This window comes from Frigoribacterium faeni, from assembly GCF_011761235.1.
GTDB lineage: Bacteria > Actinomycetota > Actinomycetes > Actinomycetales > Microbacteriaceae > Frigoribacterium > Frigoribacterium faeni_A.
Genome location: NZ_JAAOYW010000004.1, coordinates 41492 through 64673, shown reverse-complemented (window position 1 = coordinate 64673; position 23182 = coordinate 41492). Strand labels below are relative to the sequence as shown.

The 23182-nt window shown below is 69.8% G+C and carries 26 protein-coding genes; 10 read left to right on the top strand and 16 right to left on the bottom strand.

Annotation, left to right across the window (positions count from 1 at the left end):
* Nucleotides 1–117: 117 nt before the first annotated feature.
* Entirely contained in the window at nucleotides 118–444 is a 327-nt protein-coding gene (locus FHR78_RS14470; RefSeq protein ID WP_166761267.1) for a hypothetical protein, read from the top strand.
* A gap of 84 nt (nucleotides 445–528) precedes the next feature.
* Here the strand turns inward: FHR78_RS14470 and FHR78_RS14465 are convergent, their stop codons facing one another.
* Nucleotides 529–960 carry a hypothetical protein gene (locus FHR78_RS14465; protein ID WP_166761266.1) on the bottom strand — a complete coding sequence of 144 codons (432 nt, stop codon included), beginning with the start codon at nucleotides 958–960 and terminating at the stop codon, nucleotides 529–531.
* A 95-nt stretch (nucleotides 961–1055) separates the two neighbouring features.
* Nucleotides 1056–1712, bottom strand: coding sequence for an NAD(P)-dependent oxidoreductase (locus FHR78_RS14460; RefSeq protein WP_166761265.1), 657 nt, complete (start codon nucleotides 1710–1712; stop codon nucleotides 1056–1058).
* A gap of 62 nt (nucleotides 1713–1774) precedes the next feature.
* Here FHR78_RS14460 and FHR78_RS14455 point away from each other — a divergent pair, with 62 nt between their 5' ends.
* On the top strand, nucleotides 1775–2377 hold the full coding sequence (locus FHR78_RS14455) for a TetR/AcrR family transcriptional regulator (RefSeq protein ID WP_166761264.1): 603 nt from the start codon (nucleotides 1775–1777) through the stop codon (nucleotides 2375–2377).
* On the opposite strand, the gene FHR78_RS14450 is transcribed toward FHR78_RS14455, so the two are convergent.
* From FHR78_RS14450 to FHR78_RS14430, 5 genes are all read right to left on the bottom strand, one after another.
* A complete protein-coding gene (locus FHR78_RS14450; protein ID WP_166761263.1) occupies nucleotides 2364–3134 on the bottom strand; it encodes a DUF4184 family protein in 771 nt (256 codons plus the stop codon). The two genes, FHR78_RS14455 and FHR78_RS14450, sit on opposite strands and share 14 nt — an antisense overlap.
* A gap of 136 nt (nucleotides 3135–3270) precedes the next feature.
* Nucleotides 3271–3756, bottom strand: a complete 486-nt coding sequence (locus FHR78_RS14445) for a tetratricopeptide repeat protein (protein ID WP_166761262.1) — start codon at nucleotides 3754–3756, stop codon at nucleotides 3271–3273.
* A 101-nt stretch (nucleotides 3757–3857) separates the two neighbouring features.
* Entirely contained in the window at nucleotides 3858–4601 is a 744-nt protein-coding gene (locus tag FHR78_RS14440; protein ID WP_166761261.1) for an SDR family oxidoreductase, read from the bottom strand.
* Nucleotides 4602–4838: 237 nt separating this feature from the next.
* Nucleotides 4839–6698, bottom strand: coding sequence for a putative Ig domain-containing protein (locus FHR78_RS14435; RefSeq protein WP_166761260.1), 1860 nt, complete (start codon nucleotides 6696–6698; stop codon nucleotides 4839–4841).
* 180 nt (nucleotides 6699–6878) lie between these two features.
* Nucleotides 6879–8147 carry an MFS transporter gene (locus FHR78_RS14430; protein ID WP_166761259.1) on the bottom strand — a complete coding sequence of 423 codons (1269 nt, stop codon included), beginning with the start codon at nucleotides 8145–8147 and terminating at the stop codon, nucleotides 6879–6881.
* 368 nt (nucleotides 8148–8515) lie between these two features.
* Here FHR78_RS14430 and FHR78_RS14425 point away from each other — a divergent pair, with 368 nt between their 5' ends.
* The gene (locus tag FHR78_RS14425) at nucleotides 8516–9124 is read left to right on the top strand and encodes a uridine kinase family protein (protein ID WP_166761258.1); all 609 of its coding nucleotides are present in this window, start codon (nucleotides 8516–8518) and stop codon (nucleotides 9122–9124) included.
* Nucleotides 9125–9433: 309 nt separating this feature from the next.
* Here FHR78_RS14425 and FHR78_RS14420 read toward each other — a convergent pair whose 3' ends face one another.
* Nucleotides 9434–9784: an SdpI family protein gene (locus FHR78_RS14420; RefSeq protein WP_166761257.1), complete on the bottom strand. Its 351-nt coding sequence runs from the start codon at nucleotides 9782–9784 to the stop codon at nucleotides 9434–9436.
* A 280-nt stretch (nucleotides 9785–10064) separates the two neighbouring features.
* Nucleotides 10065–10892 carry an alpha/beta hydrolase family protein gene (locus tag FHR78_RS14415; RefSeq protein WP_347878236.1) on the bottom strand — a complete coding sequence of 276 codons (828 nt, stop codon included), beginning with the start codon at nucleotides 10890–10892 and terminating at the stop codon, nucleotides 10065–10067.
* A gap of 616 nt (nucleotides 10893–11508) precedes the next feature.
* On the opposite strand from FHR78_RS14415, the gene FHR78_RS14410 reads away from it, so the two are divergent.
* Both FHR78_RS14410 and FHR78_RS14405 read left to right on the top strand, forming a co-directional pair.
* Nucleotides 11509–11703, top strand: a complete 195-nt coding sequence (locus FHR78_RS14410) for a hypothetical protein (RefSeq protein WP_166761255.1) — start codon at nucleotides 11509–11511, stop codon at nucleotides 11701–11703.
* 135 nt (nucleotides 11704–11838) lie between these two features.
* The gene (locus FHR78_RS14405) at nucleotides 11839–12171 is read left to right on the top strand and encodes a hypothetical protein (RefSeq protein WP_166761254.1); all 333 of its coding nucleotides are present in this window, start codon (nucleotides 11839–11841) and stop codon (nucleotides 12169–12171) included.
* Nucleotides 12172–12220: 49 nt separating this feature from the next.
* Here the strand turns inward: FHR78_RS14405 and FHR78_RS14400 are convergent, their stop codons facing one another.
* Together FHR78_RS14400 and FHR78_RS14395 are read right to left on the bottom strand one after the other, a co-directional pair.
* Nucleotides 12221–12412, bottom strand: a complete 192-nt coding sequence (locus FHR78_RS14400) for a hypothetical protein (RefSeq protein WP_166761253.1) — start codon at nucleotides 12410–12412, stop codon at nucleotides 12221–12223.
* 1085 nt (nucleotides 12413–13497) lie between these two features.
* Nucleotides 13498–14073 (bottom strand): uridine kinase family protein, encoded by a 576-nt coding sequence (locus FHR78_RS14395; protein WP_166761252.1) that lies wholly within the window; start codon nucleotides 14071–14073, stop codon nucleotides 13498–13500.
* A 706-nt stretch (nucleotides 14074–14779) separates the two neighbouring features.
* On the opposite strand from FHR78_RS14395, the gene FHR78_RS14390 reads away from it, so the two are divergent.
* Complete coding sequence (locus FHR78_RS14390) at nucleotides 14780–15148, top strand: hypothetical protein (RefSeq protein WP_166761251.1); 369 nt, start codon at nucleotides 14780–14782, stop codon at nucleotides 15146–15148.
* Nucleotides 15149–15191: 43 nt separating this feature from the next.
* On the opposite strand, the gene FHR78_RS14385 is transcribed toward FHR78_RS14390, so the two are convergent.
* The 3 genes from FHR78_RS14385 to FHR78_RS14375 form a co-directional block, all read right to left on the bottom strand.
* Nucleotides 15192–15497 carry a cupin domain-containing protein gene (locus FHR78_RS14385; RefSeq protein ID WP_166761250.1) on the bottom strand — a complete coding sequence of 102 codons (306 nt, stop codon included), beginning with the start codon at nucleotides 15495–15497 and terminating at the stop codon, nucleotides 15192–15194.
* Nucleotides 15498–15676: 179 nt separating this feature from the next.
* Nucleotides 15677–16384, bottom strand: a complete 708-nt coding sequence (locus tag FHR78_RS14380) for a hypothetical protein (protein ID WP_166761249.1) — start codon at nucleotides 16382–16384, stop codon at nucleotides 15677–15679.
* Between the two features lie 433 nt (nucleotides 16385–16817).
* Entirely contained in the window at nucleotides 16818–17387 is a 570-nt protein-coding gene (locus tag FHR78_RS14375; protein WP_166761248.1) for a recombinase family protein, read from the bottom strand.
* A gap of 324 nt (nucleotides 17388–17711) precedes the next feature.
* Between FHR78_RS14375 and FHR78_RS14370 the strand changes: the two genes are divergently transcribed.
* The 3 genes from FHR78_RS14370 to FHR78_RS14360 all read left to right on the top strand — a co-directional run bounded on the left by FHR78_RS14370 (nucleotide 17712) and on the right by FHR78_RS14360 (nucleotide 20468).
* Nucleotides 17712–18752: a hypothetical protein gene (locus tag FHR78_RS14370; protein ID WP_166761247.1), complete on the top strand. Its 1041-nt coding sequence runs from the start codon at nucleotides 17712–17714 to the stop codon at nucleotides 18750–18752.
* 43 nt (nucleotides 18753–18795) lie between these two features.
* Nucleotides 18796–19380 carry a hypothetical protein gene (locus FHR78_RS14365; RefSeq protein WP_166761246.1) on the top strand — a complete coding sequence of 195 codons (585 nt, stop codon included), beginning with the start codon at nucleotides 18796–18798 and terminating at the stop codon, nucleotides 19378–19380.
* A gap of 590 nt (nucleotides 19381–19970) precedes the next feature.
* On the top strand, nucleotides 19971–20468 hold the full coding sequence (locus FHR78_RS14360) for a hypothetical protein (RefSeq protein WP_166761245.1): 498 nt from the start codon (nucleotides 19971–19973) through the stop codon (nucleotides 20466–20468).
* Here the strand turns inward: FHR78_RS14360 and FHR78_RS14355 are convergent.
* Nucleotides 20449–21819, bottom strand: a complete 1371-nt coding sequence (locus tag FHR78_RS14355; protein WP_166761244.1) for an MFS transporter — start codon at nucleotides 21817–21819, stop codon at nucleotides 20449–20451. The two genes, FHR78_RS14360 and FHR78_RS14355, sit on opposite strands and share 20 nt — an antisense overlap.
* On the bottom strand, nucleotides 21816–22418 hold the full coding sequence (locus FHR78_RS14350; RefSeq protein WP_166761243.1) for a winged helix-turn-helix domain-containing protein: 603 nt from the start codon (nucleotides 22416–22418) through the stop codon (nucleotides 21816–21818). The genes FHR78_RS14355 and FHR78_RS14350 overlap by 4 nt, the downstream gene beginning before the upstream one ends.
* A 174-nt stretch (nucleotides 22419–22592) precedes the next feature.
* Between FHR78_RS14350 and FHR78_RS14345 the strand changes: the two genes are divergently transcribed.
* Complete coding sequence (locus tag FHR78_RS14345; RefSeq protein WP_208393293.1) at nucleotides 22593–23102, top strand: MarR family winged helix-turn-helix transcriptional regulator; 510 nt, start codon at nucleotides 22593–22595, stop codon at nucleotides 23100–23102.
* Nucleotides 23103–23182 lie beyond the last annotated feature (80 nt).

The following is a 23182-nucleotide window of genomic DNA, read 5'->3' as shown; positions in this document are numbered from 1 at the left end:
GGAGCATCGTGGGGCGGCGGTGTCGGCGGTGTCGGCGGTGCTGGCGGTGCTGGCGGTGTGTCAGCCGGTGTCGCGCTAGTGGCGGACGTGGCGGCGCGTGCCTGGTTCACTCGCACCATGACGAACCGGCCGAACATCGCGCGAGTCCTGGTCGACGGTGTCGAGGTCAGCCGCGACCACGATCTCGGCGCGGAGCCCTCGTTCGAGTTCGAGACCGACGAGGGGAACCGCTACCGCGTGGTGGCGGAGGACACGCCTCGGCGACAGACGTGGACGGTCACTCGCTCGGACGGCGCGGAGGAGATCCCCGCCGGGACCGTTCGTCACGACAAGCCGTGGCTCATCTTCGGCTCCAGCGCCCACCACTACTTCCCGCCGGGGTCTCGCGTCGCGGCGGGTTTCCAGAACGACCTCTGGAACGCCGTCCAGTCGCTCGCCGTCTGACCGGGTCGGCGGGCGGGAGCGCGGGAGGGGCCACAGGCGCGGTCGCCAGGCGTGGCGCCAGCGCACGCGCCGGCGCCGGCGCCGTCAGCCGAGGGTGCCGCGACTCCGCTCGTGCGACCGGGCGGCCCGCTGCGTGAGAGCGGACACGAGGTAGGCCGCGGCCAGGGCCGCGTAGACCACCGTCGACATGACCGTGCTGGCGGCCGAACGACCGTCGGAGGAGGTGCCCACGACGTCGCCGAGCGCCTGCCAGACGAAGAACGCCGTCAGCACGACGCTCGAGGTGGCGCCGCCGGTCAGCTTCCACGCGGGTCGGGCCGGGCGGATCGGCTCGCCCGCGGCGCGGAAGGTGCGACCGCAGAACACGACCGTGGCGACCGTCACGGCCAGGAGCACCGCCGTGCCCGCTGCCTGGCCGGCGAGGAGCGCGACCCCCAGGCCGACGCCGAAGCTGACGATGACCGCCACCAGGACGATGCCGACCTTGGTCGTCGCGGACGTGATTCGCGGTGTCATCGTTCTCCCCCTCCGACGAGACCTGTGCGTCTCGCGTCGACTCTAGGGGGCGGCCGCCTCTCGACCAAGGGGCGGCCGCGGGGCCTGCCCGACGGTCACGCCCGCCGGTATCGCGAGCCGTCCCAGGTGTGCACCGCGGTGTCGTCGCCCAGCATCCGCAGGTCGTACGCGGCGCAGTCGACGAAGGTGCCGATGCTGATCCAGGACCGGGAGCGGCGCAGCTCGCCCTTCGAGGGGCCGTCGGCGCCGATGCCGGCTCGGTGCACCATCCACTCGACGTCACGGGCGTCGTCGTCGAGGTAGCGCATCACGGCCTCGTTGTCCTCGTGCTGGCCGATGTAGCTGCGCGCGACGGTGCTCCGCACGGCCCTCAGCGGCAGCGGCAGGCGGGTGCCCGGGGCGGCGCTCAGGCCGCCCGCCTGGTAGAGCAGGCGGCGGGTGCCGCTGCGGCGCATGGCCGGCACGAGCTGTCGGACGAACTCGGTGTTGACCTTGCGCGTGCTCTGCGCCGCGACGTCGCCGACCATCATCGCGACCGCGTCGACCCCCTCGAGCAGGGCGTCGAGGGCGGTGTCGTCGACCTGGTCCATCGAGCCCTGCACGACGTCGAGGTCGTCGTGCGTGATCGCGAGCTTGCTCGGCGTCCGGGCGAGGGCCCGGACGCTGTGCCCCGCCTCGAGCGCGAGTCGCGTGAAGTGCTGGCCGGTCTGCCCCGTGGCGCCGAACACCAGGAGGGAAGGAAGAGTTGTCATGAGGCCAATGTAGGCGGTGTCTAGAAAATAGGCAATGCCTAGTCGCCGTCTAGGATGGGGCGATGACGCAACGACCGTTCCACCACGGGAACCTGCGGGCCGTGCTGCTCGACGAGGCGACCGCGGTCGTGCGGGAGTCCGGCGTGGCCGGGCTGTCTCTCCGCGACCTCGCGCGGCGGGCCGGCGTCAGCCACGGCGCCCCGCGCAGCCACTTCGTCGACCGGCAGGCCCTGCTCGACGCGCTCGCGCAGCTCGGCTTCGAGCGCCTCACGGCCGCGGTCCGTCGGGCGCTCGACGCCGGCGGCCCCCTCCCGGACCGCCTCCGCCGGGTCGCCCACGCCTACGTCGACTTCGCCGTCGACGACGCCGCGCTCATGGACCTCATGTTCGAGACCAAGGTGACCCAGCAGTCGCAGGGGGTGCAGGAGGCGGCGGGCGTCCTCTTCGGGACGCTCGACGGGGCGCTGGGGCCGGCACCGGGAGACGAGGCGGAGGACGGGCCCCGGGTCACCTTCAAGATGCTCTTCGCGGCGACCATGCAGGGGATCGCCGCGCTCGTCGCGTCCGGGCGCATCGAGCGCCCGCACGGGGAACACCTCGTCGACTCGGCGATGGACACGATGCTCGGCTCGGAGCTCGCGGCGCGGGTGATCACCGCGTCGTGACGCGGCCGGCGGCGCGCCGCCGCACGAGCAGCACGACGACGGATGCCGCGGCCGTCAGCAGCAGGATGAGCGCCCCGGCGAGGGTGCCCGCGACGAACGTGAACGCCTTCGCCGTGTCGGCGGAGCCGGGCAGCAGCCCGTGCACGAGCACGGCCCCGACGAGGCCGGCCACGAGGGAGGCGCCCACGAGCACCCAGAACACGCTGCGGATGCGCGAGGGCGGCGCCGGTGCCAGGGCGGGCGTCCGAAGCAGGTGCCGGGTCGCCGCGACCGCGAGCACCGCGAGGCCGCCGACGGACGACAGGTACTGCAGCCACTGCGTGCCGGCGATCGGCCCCCACTGGTCGGCCAGGGCCGGGATGAGCGTGCTGCCGAACCGGCCGTGGTGCGTGAAGAGGTCCCAGGCCACGTGCGAGCCGACGCCGAGGGCGACCGCGAGCACCACCCAGGGCAGCCGCCGTGCGGAGCCCGTCGCCCCGGCGGCCCAGGAGGCAGGGAGGCGCGACGCGACCACCCGGGGGAGCAGGGTCGACATGGCGGGCCGCAGCAAGCGCCTCCAGATCAGGTAGAGCAGCAGGCCCACCGGCACCGACACGACGAGAAGGCTCGGGAACTCGTGGGTCTGCTGGTAGCTCGGGCCGAGGGGGAAGAAGAGCGGCACGTCCGGAGCCATCGAGCCGACGGCGACGGCGCCCCAGGGCAGCGGGGTCCGGACGAAGGGCAGGGCGACGATCGCGTGGCTGGGCGTGAACGGCATGTCTCATGCTGGCCCGAGGGGGCGTGCCGCCGCATCCGTCGGAGGGGGCAGGGTCGTCGCACGACAGGGGGAGATGCGTCGCCGAGGCGCGGTGTGCTTGCTGGGCGCGAGGCGCGGTGCGCGACGGGCCGGCGCCTCAGTCGCCGGTGAGGGCGGCCGCGTAGGCGCGGACCGAGCGGTGGTACCGGGGGAGCGTCGGCTCGACGGCCTCGATCGCGACCCGCAGGGCCTCGTCGGCGCGGCCGGCGCTGTGCAGGGCCAGCGCGAGGAAGACCCTCGGCGCCGCGCCCGTGGCCGGGTGCTCGGGGGCGTCGCGCAGCATCACGATGGCGTCGTCGATCCGGCCGAGGTTCCGCAGCGTGGAGGCGTGCTGCACCGTCATCTGGGCGGCCCGGGCCGGATCTGCGGTGGCGAGTCCCGCCTCCGTCGCGGCCGCGTAGTGGACGTCGGCCTCGGCCTCGTGCCCGGCCGAGTCGTGCGCCCCGCCGAGCTCGAACGCCCCGAGCGCGGGGTGCGGTGCCGCCTCGGCCAGGGGTCGCATCAGCGCCAGCCGCTGCTCGGCGTCGATCTCGTCGTCGGCCCAGAGCGCGGCGACGCGCTCCTCCCAGTCGTCCGCGTCCATGCGGTCAGGCTAGCTCGGGGTCTCAGGTCGCCTTGGTCCGCCCGGCCGTGGGGCCGCCGACCGAGGCCGGGCCGGGCCGATGGGCACGGCCCGGCGCGGGGTCACTCGCTGACGCTGTCGCTCTCGCCCGCGAGCTCGCCGCCGTCGATGACGAACTCGGCGCCGGTCTGGAAGCTGGACTCGTCGCTGGCCAGGTAGACGACGAGGGCCGACACCTCCTCGGGCTCGCCGATGCGGTGCAGGGCGCCGAGCTGGTCGCCGAGCTCGAGGCCGTCGGTCATCGGCGTGCGGATGACGCCCGGGTGCACCGAGTTCGCGCGCACCTTCTCGCTGCCGAGCTCGAGCGCGACCGACTTCGTCAGGCCGCGGATCGCGAACTTCGACGCCACGTAGCCGTGCAGCGCCGTGGTGCCCTGGAGCCCTGCGGTGGAGGAGATGTTGACGATCGACGACGGGGCCGACGCGACCATCGCCTCCTTGGCTGCCGTGATGCCGATGAAGGCGCCCGTGACGTTGATGCCGAGGATGGTGTTCCACTGGTCGAGCGTGTACGTGCCCAGCCGGCCGAAGTTGACGATGCCGGCGTTGTTGACGAGCACGTTGAGGCCGCCGAACTCGCTGACCGCGGTCTGCACGGCCGCGGCCCAGTCGTCGGGCGAGGTCACGTCGAGGTGGACGTAGCGGGCGGCGTCGCCGAGCTCGGCGGCCAGCGCGCGGCCCTCGTCGTCGAGCAGGTCGCCGACGACGACCTTGCCTCCCTCGGCCACGATCGCGCGGGCGTGCGAGGCGCCCATGCCTCGTGCGCCTCCGCTGATCAGGGCGATCTTGTTCGTGAGTCTGTCCATGAGCTGGCTCCTTTGCCGTCGATGTCGGGTGTCGCGGGTGCTGCGGGTGTCGGCCGGCGCCGCCTCTGGGCGACGCGTGTTGCCGTTCGGCGACAGTAGCCGGGTCACCGGCGAGATCGCTGAGGATCCTTCGAGGAGGCGGCGCTCCGGTCGTGCCGGCGGCTGCGGTCTCGCGCACCCGAGCGCACGACGGAGCCCCCCGCGTCGGGCGACGCAGGGGGCTCCGGGCGGTCGTGCCTAGTCGCGGGCGGTGATCGCCGCGCGGCGCCGGCGGGACGCGACGGTGAGGGCGGTGCCCGCGGCGGCGAGCAGGGCGCCGAGTTCGGCGACGAGCCCCGCCGTGTCGGATCCGGTGGAGGCGAGCCTCGTGGCGGACGGGCCCGAGGAGGCGCCCGAGGCGACGGGCGCGGTCGGTGCGGCGACGGCAGGGGCCGCCGCCGCGGTGACGGTGTACGAGACCGGGTCGGAGGCCGGGGAGCTGTTCGTCACGGTGCCGTCGGCGTCGCGGAGGAACTCGACCGCGAAGGTCGTGTAGCCGCCGGGCGCGACCGTCAGGGTGCGCGACCAGGTGCCGTCGTCCGCCACGCGGATCGGGTCGGCAGCGGCGACGGCCTCCTCGACCGGGCCCGACGACTGCGGGGGCGTGTCGCCCTCGTAGCTGACGAGGGCGATGAGCGAGCCCGGGGTGCCGGTGCCGCGGTAGGTCACCGGGCCCGTGACCGCCTGCCCCGGGGTCGGGCTCGTGACGGCGGGCGCAGGGAGGCGGTCGGGCGTCGGCGCAGGAGCCGGGGCGGGCGCCGGTGCGGCCACGGGCGCGACCGTCACGGTGATCTGACCGGTCGTCGCGGCCGGGGCGACGCCGTTGACGGCGGCGACGGTGAACGTGCTCGTGCCGGCGGTCGTCGGGGTGCCCGAGAGCGTCCCGTCGTCGGTCAGGGTGAGCCCGGCGGGCAGGGCGCCGGAGGCGACGGCGAAGGTGGGGTCCGGTGCGCCGGAAGCGGCGAAGACGTACGAGTACGCCTGGCCCACCGTGGCGGTGGTCGCCGGCGACGCCGCCGTGAAGACCGGTGCGGCGGGCAGCTCGACGACCGAGACCGACCTGCCGAACGCGTCCGAGACCAGGAGGAGCTCGTCGTCGGGGGTGAGGGCGAGCCCGCTGGGGTACTGGCCGATCTGGGTGGTGTCGACGACCTTCCGCGACGCGGTGTCGATCGCCAGCACGCTCCCCGAGGTCGGGATCGTGGCGTACGCCGTCGCGCCGTCCGGGCTGAACGCGATGCGGTCGGGCACGCCGTCGACCGGGAAGGTCGCCGAGACGGTGTTCGTGGCCGTGTCCAGGATCGCGATGGCCGGCTCGCCGTACGTCGCCCACAGGGCCGAACCGTCCGGCGTCAGTGCCAGCGTGCCCGACTTGCCCAGGGCAGCGCTCGAGGTCACCGTGTTCGTGCGCGTGTCGAACTTCCTCACCAGGCCGTTCGTGTCCGTCGAGCTGTTCGCCTCACGGGCGAAGACCGTCGAGCCGTCCGTGCTCACGACGAGGGAGACGAACGCGTTGCCGGCGGGGTAGGACCCCGTCACGGCTCGCGCCCGGAGGTCGACGCGGACCAGGCCGCCACGGCCGAACTGGGCCACCCAGGCGGTGCTGCCGTCGGCCGTCACGGCGAAGTCGAGGGTCAGGAAGCCCACGCCGGGGATGGAGCCCACCACCTGGCTCGTCGCCACGTCGATCACGTCGATCGACGACGAGAACTCGCCCACGAGGGCGTACGCCGTGCCGCCGTCCGGCGAGAACGCGATGCGACCCGGACGGTCGCCGACCGGGACGGTCGCGATCACGCCGAGGGTGGACCGGTCGATGATCGAGACGGTCTCGTCGTCCGAGTTCGCGACGGCGATGCGCGATCCGTCGGGGCTCACGGCGACGTCGAGGGGCACCGACCCGACGTTGATGGTCCGCGTCACCTCGGCCGCCGACGCGGCCGACGCGCCGACGCCCAGCGAGAGCGGGAGCAGGGCGACCGCTGCCAGGGTCGCGACGAGGCCCGCGCGGAGGGAGCGGGCAGGGGCAGAGGCCGAGGGCGTCCGGAGGCGCGACATGGGCGGGGGTCCAGTTCTCACGGGGCAGCGGGGCTGCGGAGGGGGATGTCCGGGCACCCGGCCGATGGGCCGCCGCTCGGTCTCTCGGGACGGGTGACGACCGAGCTCAGCCTGAGCCTAGGGCAGGGGTACTGCTCGGTATGCACGAGATCGACCCCCCGTGCAGGGGCCGGTCCGCCCTCACGCGTCGACGTCCGCGGCGGTCGCCCGGCGGACCCGGTCGGGCAGGGCCGCGACCGCCGCCCGCCACGCCCCAGCTGCCCCGACGAACACCACGACGGTCACCACCCAGAGCAGCCACGGCCGGTCGGTCTCGACCAGGCCGAGCGTCAGCGGGAACAGCGCCGTGCCGACCGAGCTCGCGGTCTGGAACACGCCGATCGCACGACCCCGCACACGCGGGTGAGGCGCCTCGGCCATGACCGCGTTCGCGGCGGGCACGAGCAGCATGTCGGCCGCCGCGAGCACCACGGCGACGGCGACGACCCAGGCCCAGGCGGCGACGCCGCTCTGCGGCGGCAGCACCGCGAGCGGGACCGCGGTCGCGCCGGTCAGCAGGGCGCCGACCGCGACGAGGGTGCCCCGGTCCCTGCCCGCGACCCACCGGGTGACCGAGGTCTGCAAGAGCGCGCAGAGGCCCGTCGCCACCGCGAACTGCACGGGCGCGACCGTCGCCGGCATGCCCCACTGCTGCACGAACCAGACGCTGAGGGCGACGTTGGGCAGGACCATCGCCGGGCCGAGGAGGAGCTGGCCGAGCGTGATGAGGCGCATCGGTCTCGAGAGGGCGAAGTCGCGCAGGGTGCCGTGGGGCGCCTCCTTCGGGGTCTGGGTCGGCGGCGTGGCCGCGGCGGCCCGCCCGCCGGTGCGCTGCGACGCGAACACGACCGCCGCGACGATGCTCGAGACCACGTTGGCGACGATCAGCCAGCGCAGGCCGTCCCCGCCGCGGGCGAGGGTGACGGCCGCGACGACGGCGCCCGTCCCGAGCGCGGCGGCCTTGGTCGCCTCGAGGAACGCGAACCAGCGCTCGAAGGGCCGGCCGGCGGCGAGGTCGTGCACGTAGGCGGTCCACGCCGTCCAGTAGAGGCGCTCGGACGCACCCGTGAGGAACATCGCGGCGGCGATCGTCGCCGGGTCGTCGGCGACGAGGTAGAGCGCGAAGCCCGCGGCCGACATCAGGTTGTTGACGATCATCGACGCCTTCGCGCCGAACCGGTCGGTGAGCACCCCGCCGACGAGGCCCACGGGCAGCGCGACCAGCGCGCTCACGGCGGCGAGGGTGCCGAGCACGGCGAGCGGCACGTCGGTGGTGACGGTGAAGTACACGATCGTCAGCGGCAGGGTCAGGCCCGCGCCGATCGTGTCGACGAGGACGGCGACGGTGACGGGTCGGTGCTCGCGGAGGCTCGCGAGCGAGGCCCGGGAACGGGCAGGGAGGAAGCGCACGGGGACAGGTCCTTGGGGGTCGTCGACCCACGAGAAGGCGCGGGCCGGGCAGGCAGAGGAGGCGAGCGTGCTGCTCGCGTCGGGGGTCGGCGCTCGAGGCGCCGACTCAGCTCTGCGTGGCCATGGATCCTGGGGGTGCGGGAGCGGGCCCGACCAGGTCGGGGCGTGCTCGTCGATGAGGGAGTCGGGGCCGCCGCGCGGGGCGTCGACCGGGTCTCGCCTCGGGGACCGTTCTGCCTGGACGCTACAGGGTGGAGGCAGGGCAGGTCGAGAGGGTGGTGGTCGGGATCTCGGGTGCGGGGCCGCGCGCGTGGGTACGTGTCCTGGTGCTGGTGCCGGTGGTGCTGGTGCTCTCGTAGGTTCGTCGGATGGAGCGCACGGATCTCGCCGGTCTCGCCGACCTCATCGCCGCGCGGGCGGCCGAGGCCGCTGGTCCGGTCGTCGTCGGGATCTCGGGCTACGGCGGATCGGGCAAGTCGACGCTGGCCCGCGGCCTCGTCGAGGTGCTGCCGAGCGCGGTGAGGATGCGTGGCGACGACTTCCTCGACCCGGTCCGGTCGCACCGGCGGTCGAGCGACTGGGACGGCGTCGACCGGGCGCGGCTCGTCTCGACCGTCCTGGTGCCGTTCCGCGATGGGCAGGCAGGGGAGTTCCGCCGGTACGACTGGTCCGCCCGGGCCCTCGGTCCGTCGGAGCGCCTGCCCCGCGCCGAGGTGCTCGTCGTCGACGTGATCGGGCTGTTCCACCCGGAGGCTCTGCCCGCGGTCGACGTCGCGGTGTGGTGCGACGTCGACCTCGACACGGCGACCGAGCGCGGCATCGCCCGGGACCGACGGCTCGGGCGCTCGCACGAGGACTTGTGGCGCGACATCTGGGTGCCCAACGAGCGCGACTTCGAGCGACTGTTCGCCCCGCGGGAGCAGGCCTCGGTGCTGTTCGGCGCCGACGTGCAGCCCGGCGGGGGAGAGGCGGCGTAGCCCCCGTCGCTGCACGAACACGGCACCGGTGCGGCCACCTTCGACGTGGCCAGGCCCGACCCGTCCTCGACACGACTGCGCTTCTGCGTCGCCTGCTCCGCCGGCGAGTTCACGATCACTCTCGGCACGTTCTGCTCGGGCGACTGCACACGTGACGTCACCAGCAGCGGGAGCATCCCATTGCCGTCAAGGGAGGACCCTCTCAGCGTCCGCCTGGATGTCTCGGTGGGGACCGATCACTGGATCACCCCCATCCCGGTGCCGTGACCAGTCGCCGCGAGTCAAGGGGGCCCTCAGCTGACCTCTCCGTCAGCGCGTCCCAGGGTCTGTGGTGGCCGCGACTGAGTCGGCACGCATCGCTGCGAGGACCATTCCGGCGACGACAAGGCCGATGACCCACAGCCCGGCCATGTTCGTGACGTCAGAGCCCATGCCCCACGTGGTGGCGAGGATGGCGGCTCCCGCCGTGGCCGAGATGATGGTCAGAGCGGCCAGGACGGGCACGGCGGCTCGATGCCCTGCTCTCCATGCCGCGTCTGAGGACCGCAACGCCGGCGTGCGAATGCCCACCAGCCCGTTGGCCCCGACGGTTCCCCGTCCGGCGAGACGGGCGATGACGAACGCGAGAACGGACAAGGCAACAGCTACGAAGACGGTCATGATGTGTTCCTTCCGGCACCCCTGGCCGAGAGGTCTGCGGGGTCCCACCTCTACCGTTGCACACCCTGCAGAGAGCAGCACTCGGGGCGTCGACACCCCGTGCTCGACCGGCCTCCCCTTCGCGATCGCCGTCCGAGTGAGAGCCCGGCGGGCGGGCGGCGGTCCCTGGCCCGACTGGCGATCCCTTATCGGACACTGCTGCCTCCGTCCTTTAGCCGTTTCCAGGACGGTGAAGGGGGCCGATGTGCCGCTCAGCGCCCTGCCTTCTCTTTGGTCTTGATCAGAGGTGGCGGGCGAAGAAGTCGACAGTGTCCGCGGCGGCGGCGTCCCGGACGTGGGAAGGATCATCTCGGTCACCGAGAAAGATGTAGTGGCCCGCGGTCGGGCCCACGCTGGAAGCCTCCGCTCGAGGCATGAGATCGGCGTACACGCGTGCGTTCTCCGAAGGGGGCGTGATGTCGTCGACGTCACCCCAGCGCACGAGCACGGGCGCCTCGATCATCCTCAGGGACTCAGGCGTGAGGACCTCTGCTATGCCGGGTGCGAAGAGGGCTCCGACGCGCACGCGAGGATCGCGGACGGGACTCGCAGCGGACCGGGCCAGGAGCTCGAGTTGCTCCATCGAGTACTTCGCGCGCAATGCCTCCATGAGGTCCGGGAACTCGGGCACGTGCGGGGCACGGACGTGTCCGACGAAGAGGGCGCTCATGACCCGAGCGTCGATCTCCGCACCGAGCAGAGCGGCGACGGTGTAGCCCCCGAGGGAGAAGCCGGCGCTGCCGATCCGGCGCTCGTCAACGTCGTACTGGCTCTGGACGTGGTCCAGAAGGTAGCTGATGTCTCTCGGCCGCTCAGACACCAGGGTGAAGCCCTCGACGAGGTACTCGTCGTTGTAGCTGTTGCCGTGATGGTCGACAGAAGCGACGAGGTAGCCTGCCTCGTTCAACGGCGCGGCCAGCCAATCGAGGTCCTCCCCGGCGCCGCCGGTGCCGTGGGACAACAAGACCGTCGCAGCCGGCCCCTCTCGGCGGCTCGGCCAGACACGCGCCCGGATCGGCCGCGGCCCCAACCCCGCCCAGCTCGGTCTCGTCGCATCGTGGAGAAGCACCGTCTCTGGTTGCACGGTCGGAGCATACAGGCCCGCACGGAGGACTCAGCGCGATGAGTTCTGATCGCCCCTCAGTCCGCGGGCGCATCCCTTATCAGCACGGCATGGGCTGCTTCCCTTGAGTCGCTCTCGCGGTGGATGTGCCTAACGGCCATGGGCCCTTAGCTAGGTCGATGCGCCGCTTGTTCATGTCCTATCCCTTCCAGGGGCTGGCCGGCGCCGCGCTCATCGCCGCGTCGGGAGCACTCCTCCTCGCTGTCCGACTGCTTTACGTCTATAAAGGCGCGACATATAAGTGCGCCGTCGAGGGCCCGTATCTCGAAGATTCACAGTTCCAAACCCACCTAGTTGCGGGTTCCTTCTCCGCCTGGCCGCTCGCTCGCGAGTGCACTTACGTCACTGACTCCGTCATCGAGACCACCCGAGGCACAGCTGACACCTGGCTGCTCACCGGGTTCATCTACGCCCCGGCACTCCTTGGTCTAACGCTCCTCGTCATCGCCATAGTCAGGACTGTCCGCACCTCGCGCCCTGGCGGCCATTCGAACCACTGAACGCGGACGGAAGACGATCGTCATACGCGACAGGTCGCGATGCCCCACTTAGTCTCGGAACCATGACCGGTGAGACCTACGAGGACCTAGTCCAGCTCAGTACCGACGATTTGAAGGCGCGCGCCCGGCAGCTCAAGCGCACGTGGGAGATCTGGGACCGCAAAAGCGACCCTCGAGCTGAGTACGCGGATCGTCAGCGGCGGATCGAGCTCGACCAAGAAATCGTTGACCGAATCTTGCGAGAGCGAGCTGGTTGATCCTTCTACCTGCTCGCGCTCCCTCGGCTGCAGCCCGTGTGCCCGCGTCGGGATCCCCTACCGGGCACGATTCACCCCCTTCACTGGGGAGCGCACCAGACCAATCAGCTTCGTAACCTGTTGCCGAGGAGTGTCATGTCAGCTGAGGAGCAACGGCCGAGCCGAGCGACTCTCGCGGTCGCGCATGTGGCCTGGATGAGTCTCCTCGCCGTGGGCACACTCACTTTCACCGCGATTCCGGGCTTCATCGGGTGGTGCGGCACGGCCGACACCGGCTGTGAGTCAGAGGCGCAGGTTGCCGAGGGGGTGGCTCAGGCAGCCAAGAGCATGGGGATCGGAACAGCCGTTGTGGCCGCAGCTTTCGTGGCTCTGCCCTGGGCCCGGTTCAAGGTCCGCCTCTTGGTCACCGCGGGTTTCGTCGGGGTGGTTGCACTCGTCGTGGCCCTGTCGCTCCTTGTGACGCGTTGACACGCTAGGGCCAACGCCCAGAAGACCATCGTCTATCGGGCGCAGCGACCTACTTGAGTCGCCGCAGATTCCTGATGCTCACCCAGATCAGGCAGAGCATGCCGATCAGCGTGAAGTACATGCCCACCTGGTGAGGGTCGACGGCAATCAAGATGACCGACGTAGCAGCGATGACCAGCGCAACGACGAGCATGACTCGCCACGTTGTCCGACCGTCTCTGGGCGCGTTATCTGACGTCATGACTCATGCTTTCACGTCGACCGTGCCGCGGACGGCCGTCCCAGACCACGATCGTCTATCGGGCACCCTGAAGAAGCGGACGACGCTGAATGAGCGTGCTTGCTTCGTCCACCTAGTCCGAAACAAGCATCGAACGAACCCGCTCGAGTGAATCACCAAATGGCTCGAGCCACCCTGGCACTTCCTCGGGGTAGACCGTCACCCAAGCCGTTTCGCTTGCGCCGGCTCCTGTGTGCTGCCCGAGGTGCCCGATCACATGCACATCGAGGACTTCCTTTGGGACAAGCCACGCATGCACGGACTGCGGAGACAGCCCGAGGAATAGACAGAAGTCGAAATCTCGATCTCGGATCTGCTGAAAGCGATAGAACCCGTTCCGCCAAAGGGTCGAAAGCTTGACCTGTACTTGAGCGCCGTTTGCGACCACAAAGATTTGCCGGTCTGGCGATGTGTGTGTCTCAGCCTGCAGACCCTGGTTACGTGCCCACTGCTGGAATAGCTGGCGCCCAACGGCTCCGCGCCGCCCTGGCGGAAGTGATTGCACCCACTTAAATGGGCTACCTCGCCAAGCGGGACTTGGACGGTACATGTCCGCCAGCCCACTCGCCACTGCCGATAGCTCCGTAAAACCGTCGTCACTCATGCCGCACCCCATCGTCAAGCCAGGACAGCATTCAATACGATGAGGGCTTGTCATGAAATCCCCCAACCGGGGACCGGTGCCCGCCTCTCCTCTCCCCGCCTACCGATCCCCTATCGGACGGCCCGTGCACTTGAACGAATGCCATGGCCCCGGCTAGAGCAGAGCACTAGTTCTTTCCCTCGCGTCGCTTCATCACCCAGATGGCTCGACCGGCATTCAGAGCAACGAACACCACCCCGACGCCCACCCCTATTAGGCCAAGCCGGTTCGTCACAGCACTGACCACAAGGAAAGCAACGATGAGGACGACGCCCACGGCCATACCGATGAACGCCCTTCTAAGTTGAGCTTTAGCCGGACTGACGTCGCCGTTGGGAGTCATGGCCCAAGAGTGCCACTTCTGTTCCATTCACGGGTTCTGACCGGTTCAAAAGCCGATCCCCTACTGAGACGATGCGTACAGCGTCTCTGCGTGCTCTCGCGGCATGAATTCCTGGGCGAAGTCGCGTTCGTTCAGAGCCCAGACGTCGGTCCACAGCACCTCGTGGCGTCGGCCTAGTTCCCTGTCGCGGGCCATGCCGCGGCTGACGGCGACGTCGAGCTCGACATCGCACCAGACCGTGACGTCGAGGGAAGGCAAGGCCTCAGGGTGGAAAAGGCCGATGAGATCGACGACGAGGATCTCGGCGCGAGGAACCGGCTCCGGAGCGCCAAGGGCCCCTACCGCCCAGTCATACCGTTGGAATTCGCCCTGCTGCTCGCCGCGGAAGGGCTCCAAGACACTCGAAACGAGACGTTGCCGATCCACTCCGTCCCAGTCCGCCGAGCGGAGGTGAGAGCGTGCAGGATCGAGAAAGTCGTCACCGCGCATCCTCACGGCGCCAAGCAGAGCCTCGACCATGCGACGCGCAAGCGTGGACTTCCCCGACCCGCAGAAGCCCGAGATACCGACCACAATCGGGCGGCCCGCCGACCGAGCCCTGAGGGCGACATGCTCGACGACTTCGCCCTGATCCATGCAACGACCCTACGAGGTCGCCCCGGTGGCCGATCCCTTATCGGGACCGCCTGAAGGTGAGAACAGCTAGCGCCGAATGTCTACGCAGAGTGTTGTCGATCGACCGTCTGGGGAACTAGCTAGGAACGCCAGCTCGTCTCCCGCCTGGAACGGCCACGACCACGAGATGACCCATTCGGTGCCGGTGCCACCAACCGACACGGTTCTTCCCGGCACGGGGCGACTTTTCGCATCGCTCAGCATTACGTCGACCTGTTGCAGCATCAATCCCGGCTCCGCTGGTGGCTCGCCAGCTGCGTCCCACCCGCGGTGTCCTACGACCTCACGCCATGCTCGGCTGGCAGTCCAGTAGTCAGCGGTGAGCTCCTCAGTGACCGTGTTCGACACGGCGCGCGCGTGAAGCCACACGCGCTCCGCAGTGAGCTCGACGCGCTCGACGCACACGGACACGCCCTCGACCTGGCCAATGGCAGGGTGCGAACTGAGAACCCAAGTCGTTCGTTTCTCGACGTCGCGAGAGGGAGAACTTCCGAGGATGGACACGACTCAAATCTAGAAGGCAAACCGGCCAGAGCGCTCGTTGGGCTCTGTTTGCCTCACGCAGGAAACAGAACAGCGATCGTCTATCGGAACGGCGCGGGCTGCATCTCATCGAGTCGCCCGCCCGATGGATGTGCCTCGCACACATTGCCTCTTGAGTAGGTATATGCGCCCTCTTTTCACGTCCTACCGCGTGCAGGGCTTCGTTGGTGTCGTGCTCCTCGCCGCGTCAGGAACGCTCTTTCTTGCCGCCCGGCTGCTCTACGTCTACAAGGGCGCGACCTACAAATGCGCCGTCGAGGGTCCGTACCTTGACCACTCCTCGATCGAGACACAGCTTGTCTCCGGTTCCTTCTCCGCCTGGCCGTTGGGTCGCGAGTGCACCTATATGACTGCGTCAGTCATCGAGACCGCTCGAGGAGCAGCTGATGCATGGATTCTCACCTGGCTCACCTACGGCCCAGCAGCCCTAGGCCTGCTCCTCGTCATCGGTGTCGTCAAAGCTGCCTTGATCCGACGAGGACGGGCCGCCTGAGCCGCCGTCATCGGAACGGAAGAGGATCCCCTACCGGACAGTCCTACGAGGTGAACTCGATCTCAGGAACGGCGCCATCGTCGAGGAGGAAGTAGCCGAGGAACACCACGGGCTCACCACCAGTATCGAACTTCGAGACCACGACCCCGGCCGGCTCGTAGAAGACGTCACCAGCCCGCAAGACGATCTCCGCGCCCGTGCCGATCTGGAAAGTGACGGAGCCGCTCTCAATCGTTCCGAAAACCGGCCCGTTATGCGTGTGCGCACCGCCGGTCGTCGTGGGCGCAATCGAGATTCGGCGCACCTCCACGTGCGAGACGCTGGTGACGCCGCCGAGGTTCTGATCCATCAGAGTTGTCCGAGCAACAGGTGAGTCAGTCATCACCGCAGCCTGTCACGTCCTGTTGAACCATCCCTTTCTGAGACGCTCAGCACGTCGTTCGACGCTGTCTCGAGACGATTCGTGGCCTCAGGCGAGATCCGATGACCCGTCCATCGACCGGCAGGCCCCCTACCGTTCTGAGTCGCCTAGCAGGTGCTCTTGATGTGCCCCGGGCCTCGGATCGCCTCGATGACGCCCTTCTCGCTGTAGACGGAGGCCCCGTAGGGGTTCCACTCGCCGTCCACCTGGTCGCTTCGGGCGAGGTCGTAGACGACCGAGAGGCGCTCCTCCTCGGGCACAGTGTCGAAGGTGTCCTTCACGCTGGCGTCCAGACCGTCGGCAATGGGCGCGACGGGATCGCCGACAGCGGCGCCGGTGGGTGTCTCGATGCGGACCGTGCGACCGTCAGCGGTCTCGACGGACGTCTGGTTCGTTCCGAACGTCAGCGTGCCCTCATCGGTGAGGGCGTCGGCGGTGCCGATGACCGTGTTGTCACCCCAGGCCCAGGCGGTCTGCGCACTCACACAGGACCCCGCCTCGACATCGCTGGATCGCGGCGCACCCAACACCTGGGTCAGGGTCTCGAGGGCGTCGTCGAGCGTGGTTCCGACAAGATCGATCGAGGCGACCTCGGAGTCGGCGTCACGGAGGGACAGTCCGGCAGAGGACACCACGATCGAGTCGACGCCGGCGAGTGCGTCGGAGCCGGATTCCAGTGCAGGTGACGAGGTCGCCTGCGGGTCGCTTGCCGTCGATTCGGCCGCGGGCGCCTCGGTCGACGTGCACCCCGCGAGCACTGCCGTCATCGACACGGCCACGGCTGCTGCGGCGCTGATCGCCCAAGAAGTTCTCATGTCTCAACCGTACGGATCAGGGAGGCGCGTGCTCGGCCTCCGAGGGTCCCGTGATCGTTCCGACACACAAGACGGGACTCGAGGATGACGAGACCTCCACCCCTGAGATGACCACAGCCCACCCTGCGGCCGATCAGCTCAACGGACCAGAGCCTTCCTTCGCATCCCCAGGATCGTGAGATATGTCGGAACGCGCCGGCCTCGTCCGCGAGCCAGGAGGTGGTCCTTGCCGTTGTCCTTCTGTTTCGGGCACCCGACTTAACCGGACGGCTCCTGTTCGGTTAACCGGACGGCTCCTGTTCGGCGCCCTGGCCATCGCAATGTTCGTCCTCGCAATTGGTTCCCTCGTGGCGGTGCGGAAGGCCGGCTCTTCCAAGGGCACCGATCACCACTGAGCCGCCGGCCCTAAGGGCGCGCCGTCCTCTCCTCTAGGTCACTGCTGATCGGCTCGCTGAATGGCCCTGTAGACCGTCGAACGAGCGACGCCGAACAACTCGGCGATGTCGCTCGTGGTGTGGGCACCGGTGCGGTGCAGCTGGACGAGGTGCTTCTCCTGCGAGGCAGTGAGCTTGGGCTTGCGACCGCGAAGCTTGCCGGCGGCCTTCGCGATTGCCATGCCCTCCCGGGTGCGGGCTCGGATGAGGTCAGCTTCGAACTCGGCCACCATGCCGAGGACGTTGAAGAGCAGCCGGCCGACGGGGTCGGTGGGGTCGTAGACCGCTCCGCCGAGGTTGAGCGCGACGCCCTTCTTCGTGAGCTCGTCGGCGATGTCGGTCGCGTCCCGCAGGGAGCGGGCGAGACGGTCGAGCTTTGTGACGACCAAGACGTCGCCGGCACGGCACGCGGCTACTGCCTCGCGAAGGCCTGGCCGGGCTCGAGTTGTGCCCGACAGGCCGTGGTCAACATGCACGTGTTGCTCGTCAACACCGAGTGCTGCGAGACCGTCACGTTGTGCTGCGAGATCTTGTCCCGAGGTCGAGACGCGGGCGTAGCCGATGAGCATCCGATGACTGTAGCGTTTAGGCCCCCGTCACCGGGCTTTTTTGCGGGACAGGCATACGCGAATCCGCAGGCCAGGCGCTACTTGACCCCAGCCCACCAAGACGGGCTCGCGAAGGTGTCCCGATGAACGACCGTCTACCGGGCGACCGGTCTGCAGGCTTCTTGGAAACCAACCAAGACCGAACCTCCGGTGTCGAGTCCGTCGAGTGGCACTTCTTCACACACTCCAACAACTCACTTGGTCCTGACCCTGCGCTCCTCGACCGATTGGAGCGCCAAGGCATCGGCTACACGACCTGGGTACCTTGACGACATGATTGCGTCGATGCTGCTGTCCAAGAGCGAGGCGCAAGAGCTGTTCGACGCTTACACCGCGACGCTTGAGCCAAACGCCAGGGCCTACGCGCAGCGCGCCGAGATCAGCATGCCGAAGGCTTCCGACTCGCTCGATGTGCGCCGGTCACAGGTCGCTGCGGCCGCATCCTGGTTCATGCACCATCTCGTCACCGGAGTAAAGGAGCGGCCCGCGCCGCTGCCAGTGTGGTGGGACCCCAACGCGCCGACGGCGGAAGTGCTGCCCGAAGCCGAACGGGGCAGGTCCCCGTTCACATCACCGCAGTTGGAGTTGGTCGACCAGTTCTCCGCGTGGTACTGGCTCGCTGTCGAGGCTGCGCTCCCCGCGGCAAAGCGAGTAGTCCGAAAAGAGAGTCAGAGAAATTGGCGCAACAAGGAGCCGAACCTGGAGATTGCTCCGGCGCGATATGCAAGCCCGTTGATACTCGTCTACGGATGGGGACTCCGCCTCCTGGACGGGCGAGACGAGGACGTCAACTACATCGTTGAGGCGTTCGAGAAGAATCTGACGGTGGGAACATCCGATCGCCAACGGGAAGACATTGCCTCAACCCCTGACGAGATCCGATCAACAGGATCTGTCGATCTCGATGAGGCGGCAGCGCCTCCGGCTGAGGAAAGTCGAAGCATGGGGAAGATCACGAAGCAGAGCGAGCGTCACGACGGCATCCGGGAAGTGTCCTGGCACATCAATAGCGATGACGACTTCCGGTGTGTCGACGTCGTCTGGTCGAGCGATCCCGAGGATGGTCGGTGGCAGGTAGACGTCGCCGTCGCGGAGTACATCCGCGGCGGTGAGCTCGAAGCCGTTCTGGAGGACACCGTGACGCGGGCACTGCTCGGTGTGCGGGGAGTCCAGTCGGCTGTGCGGGAAGGCGCCGAGAGCTGGTTCGTCGAGGGCAGCCCTCGTGGCGGGTCTCTTGCTCGGAGTGTGTCGAACGCCCTGGAGCCTCTGATCCCACAGTTGATGAAAGCAGTGAACGAAGAGCCGGATTCCGCGGCAGAGATGTGACCCCTGAGCCTCGTGCTTCGTGCGCTCTGGGTAGCGTGAGCTGGTGATCTTCACCTCAGAGCTCTCGAAGGTCGATGCACGAGAGCTATTTCAGAGGCAGGTCGATGCGTTGCAGGTCAACGCTGCCGCATACGTGGAGCGGTCGGGTATCGACCTGCCTGTCCAGGCCGAAGAAGTAGCCGAACGTGTCCTCGCTGCAGGTACTTGGTTCGAGGCCCACTTGATGGAAGTGCATCTCGAGAGAGTGCTTCCGTATCCCATCTGGTGGAATGCAAGTCACGGGTCAGCTGAGCACCTGCCAAGTCCAGGTTGGGATGCGTCACCTTTCACTTCGTGGCAACTCAGGCTGATCGATGAACTGCAAGCCTGGTATTGGCTCAGCTTGGAAACGGCACTCCCTCATCTGCAGCGAGTCATCAGGCGTGGAGCGCGAGCTGACTTTCGAAACAATCAGCCGGCGCTGCTCGTCGAGCCGAAGTGGTTCGAGAGCCCGCTGGGCTTGATCTACGGCTTGGCGCTTCGCTTGAGCCGGGGCGACTCGTCGGGCTCAGCGTCTCTGTCAGAGCATCTGAGATCAACAACGGACCGTTCCGGTCGCAACTCCCTCGGGCCTGGCGTGCACGGGTAGCGACGGCGCCGAAGCGATCGGTATCGGCGCTGCCGTCCCGCTGCTCGGCACCACCCTGACGGCCCTGGCCCGCCGCCGCCGCGCGAAGCTCACGACCATGGACGTCGCCGGCTAGCAAAACCCGCACCGCCACGAACGTGACCCATCGTCTGATGGACGCTCGCTCCCTGGTCTTCCCAGGGGCTCGGATCGATTCACAGCGCATCGTGAACGCCGAAGTCAGGTTCGCTGTGTAGTTCTCGGCGCCTCCGGGCCTACCCAGCTGCGGTGATCTGATTCGCGGCGTCGTAGGTCAGCGTCTGCGGGGACGGCATGGCACCGGCGGCGGTGAGGCGGTCGCCGCCGCCGGTGTTGCCGGTGAACTGCTCGTGGCTGGCATCCCCCTGTAACAGTCACGCCGGCCGACAGCTGAGCGGACAGGCCGCCGTTCTCCCTGCGGGCGCATCGACTTCGCTGCAGGCTGGCCAGGTGGTCTCCAGGACACGGGGCTGTGCCCCTGACGGGGACTGTCAGAGCGCAGCTGTCCTCGCCAGACTCCGGCTGAGGGGCGCGACTGATCGGGGGCACGGATGACTGCGACGTCACCTGTCGTGACGGGGCGCCCTCAGGCGCAGAACCGCCGCGGGGCGGCGTTCGGGTTCGCGGTCGTCGGGCTCGGCGGAGGCGTCGGCGCGGTCGTGGCCGTGCTGCTCACCCTCCTCCTCGTCGTCGGGCCGGCCTGGAACGACACCGCGACCGGGGAGTGGCCCGGCGCCGGTCGCGACGTCTCGTTCGTGGTCGTCATGTTCGTCATCCCGTTCAGCCTCCCGCTGGGCATCGTCCACGGCTGCGTGACCGGTGCCGTGGCCCTGGGCGTGCACTGCCTCTCGGGGGCCGAGCGCCACCTCCTCAGGGTGCCTCTCGTCGTGGTCGCCACCGGTCTCTGCGCCGGGGGCGGGTGCGCACTCGTCGTGGCCGTTGCCGCCGGCGGGGATACGAGCGAGTGGGGGCTGATCGCTCTCACCGTCGCTCTGCTGGCCGGAGGGCTCGCCGCCCTGTTCGAGCTCGTCACCGGACGGGCGGCACCGCTCACGCCGACCGGCGCCTGAGCTCGTCCGCCCGCTCCATCAGGCGCCACGACCCGCCCGTCAGCGGGACCAGCGTCACGGCCGTGTAGACCACGGCGACGGCGCCGAAGGCGACGCCCAGCCCGATCGTGTCGGCCGCGAGCCCGCCGAGCAGCGCCCCGGCCGGGATGCCGGCCCACGCCCCGGCGTTGATCAGCCCGAAGACGCGGCCGCGCATGTGCTCGGGGGTCCGCTCGAGCTCGACCGTGCCGAGGATCGGGTTGAGCGCCCCCGCCGCGAGCCCCGCCAGCGCCGTCGTGCCGACCAGCACGGGCAGGGTAGCCCCGAGCGCGTAGGCGACGCTCGCCGGCCCGCCGGCGAGCGTGAAGCAGACCGCGAAGGTGACCCTGCGCGGCACCCGGTGCGCGACGAAGCCGAACGCGACGTTGCCGACGAGGGCGCAGCCGCCCATGGTCGCGACCAGCAGACCCAGGGCGGCGGCGCCTCCTAGTCGGTCGTTCGCATAGAGGGGCAACAGGGTCGAGCCGCGGGCCGCGTCGAGCAGGTTCGTGATCATCACGAGCCCGACGATCAGGCGCATCAGCGGGTCGCGGGCGACGAAGCGGGCTCCCTCGACGAGGTCGGACCACCAGGAGGCGCGGGCCGCGTCGGCAGGGTCGGTGCGGTCGGCGGGGGGCGCTCCGTCGCGCACCGGAGCGGGCGCAGGGACGAAGAGCCAGGTCAGCGCGGCCGACACGGCGAACGTCGCCGCGTTGACGAACAACGACGGCACGGGCCCGACGGCGGCCACGAGCAGCCCGGCCAGCGACGCCCCGAGCAGCTTCGCGAGCCGTTCGGAGCCGTCGATCAGGCCGACGCTCCGCTCGATGCGCACCCCCGCGCGCTCGGTCAGCCCGGGCAGCATGACACGTCGGGCTGTCTGGCCGGGGGCGTCGAGCAGCCCGCCCACGAAGAGCAGCGTCAGCAGGGCCCAGAACGGCAGGCCGACCGTCAGCGCCAGCACGGGCATCGCTAGGACGGAGGCGCCGCTCACGACGTCCGCCACGATCGCGGCACGACGGTGTCCGACCCGGTCGACGACCACGCCGCCGAGCGGGCCGCCGATGATCACCGGGGCCGTGGCGAAGGCCGCCGCGACGCCGATCTCGACGCCCGAGCCGCCGAGCGCCAGCACGGAGAACGGCACCGCGAAGGCGGTCACGACGTTGCCGGTCTGCGAGATCGCGTGGGCGGCGACGAGGGCCGAGAGAGCGGTGCGCGCGGCGCGGCCGGACGTCTCGGGCGGGGCCGAGGCGCCCGTCCCTGTCGAGCTCGCGGACGGGTCGGGCGCCGGGGACGCGACCGCGTCGGGAGCGGGGGCGTCCTCGGTCACGCGCCCGCGCCTCCGGGGCGCCGGTAGGCCTGGTAGGCGAGCAGGACCGACTCGGCCCCGTCGTCGTCGGCCGGGTCGTGGGCGGCGCCGACCTCGACCCAGCGCTCGACGACGGCCTCGAGCTCGGCGCGCAGGGCGGCGAGCTCGTCGACGGTGAGGCGGATGCTGCGGTCGCCGCTGGCCGCGGCCGCGACCCACTCGCGCGGCAGGCTCGCCCTCGTGTCGACGTAGTCGCCGTAGCGCGCCGCTCCCTCCTGCGCGATCGACTTCTCGAGGGCCGTCGACGCCGCGAGGCGGTCGGGGTCGTCGAGCAGGTCGGCCGGCTCCCACGAGGTCAGGGGAGCGGTGGCCTGCCACCAGCGCTCGCGACGGTCGGCGCTCTGCGGCTCGGCCGCCTGGATGAGGTCGCTCGAGGCGAGCTTCGACAGGTGGTAGCTGACCGTGCCCGGCGCCTCGTCGACGACGTCGCCGAGCTGCGCCGCGGTCTGCGGACCGCGCTCGCGGAGCAGGGCGAGGAGGCGCAGCCGCGTCGGGTGGGCGAGCACGCGCATCGAGGCGGCGTCGGTGAGCGTGGAGCGGCGGTCGTCGCGCGGGGTCATGGGGCCACGGTAGATGCGCAAGGGTCGTTGCGCAAGACGTGTTGTGCAACTGGCCACGCGATCGCGAGGGAGGTCCCCCACAGTGCTGACACCGCAACGGGGGTGGTTCGATCGTCGAGATTCTCGGTAGTCTAAGTGTCGGCACGGATGCCGCACACGACGCAGGAGCGAACCATGACGACCCCCACCCTCTCGACCCGACCCGGGCACACGACCCCGCCCGCCGCCAGCGTCGACGGCGCCGGCTCCGTGGCGGCGTTCATGCAGGCCTTCGGCGCCGTGCAGATGCGGGCGGAGGCGCTGCTCAAGATCGTCGCGACCGCCCACGACATCGGCGTCTCGGACCTGCGGGCGCTCTACTTCGTGCACGGCGGCACCGACGTGACGCCCCGCGACCTCGCGGCGTACCTCGACCTCTCGTCCGGCTCGGTCACGAGCCTCGTCGACCGGATGACCCGCGCCGGGTTCCTCGACCGCGCCGCGCACCCGACCGACCGCCGCAGCAGCTTCCTCGTGATCGCACCCGCCGGCGTCGAGCTGATCGACGGCGAGATCGGCTTCTACCTCGAGGTCTTCGACGGGGTCGCCGAGCGGTCCGACCTCGCGGTCGTGACGACGGCGCTGACCGAGCTCGCCGGGTCGATGACGCGGCACGCGCTCATGCGGGGCGTCAGCGGGGCCTAGGCCCGGCGGCTCCGGCTCCGGCCCCGCGGCCTAGGCCCGGCGGGATGGGCCCCGCCGCCTAGGCGCGCCGGCCCCTAGGC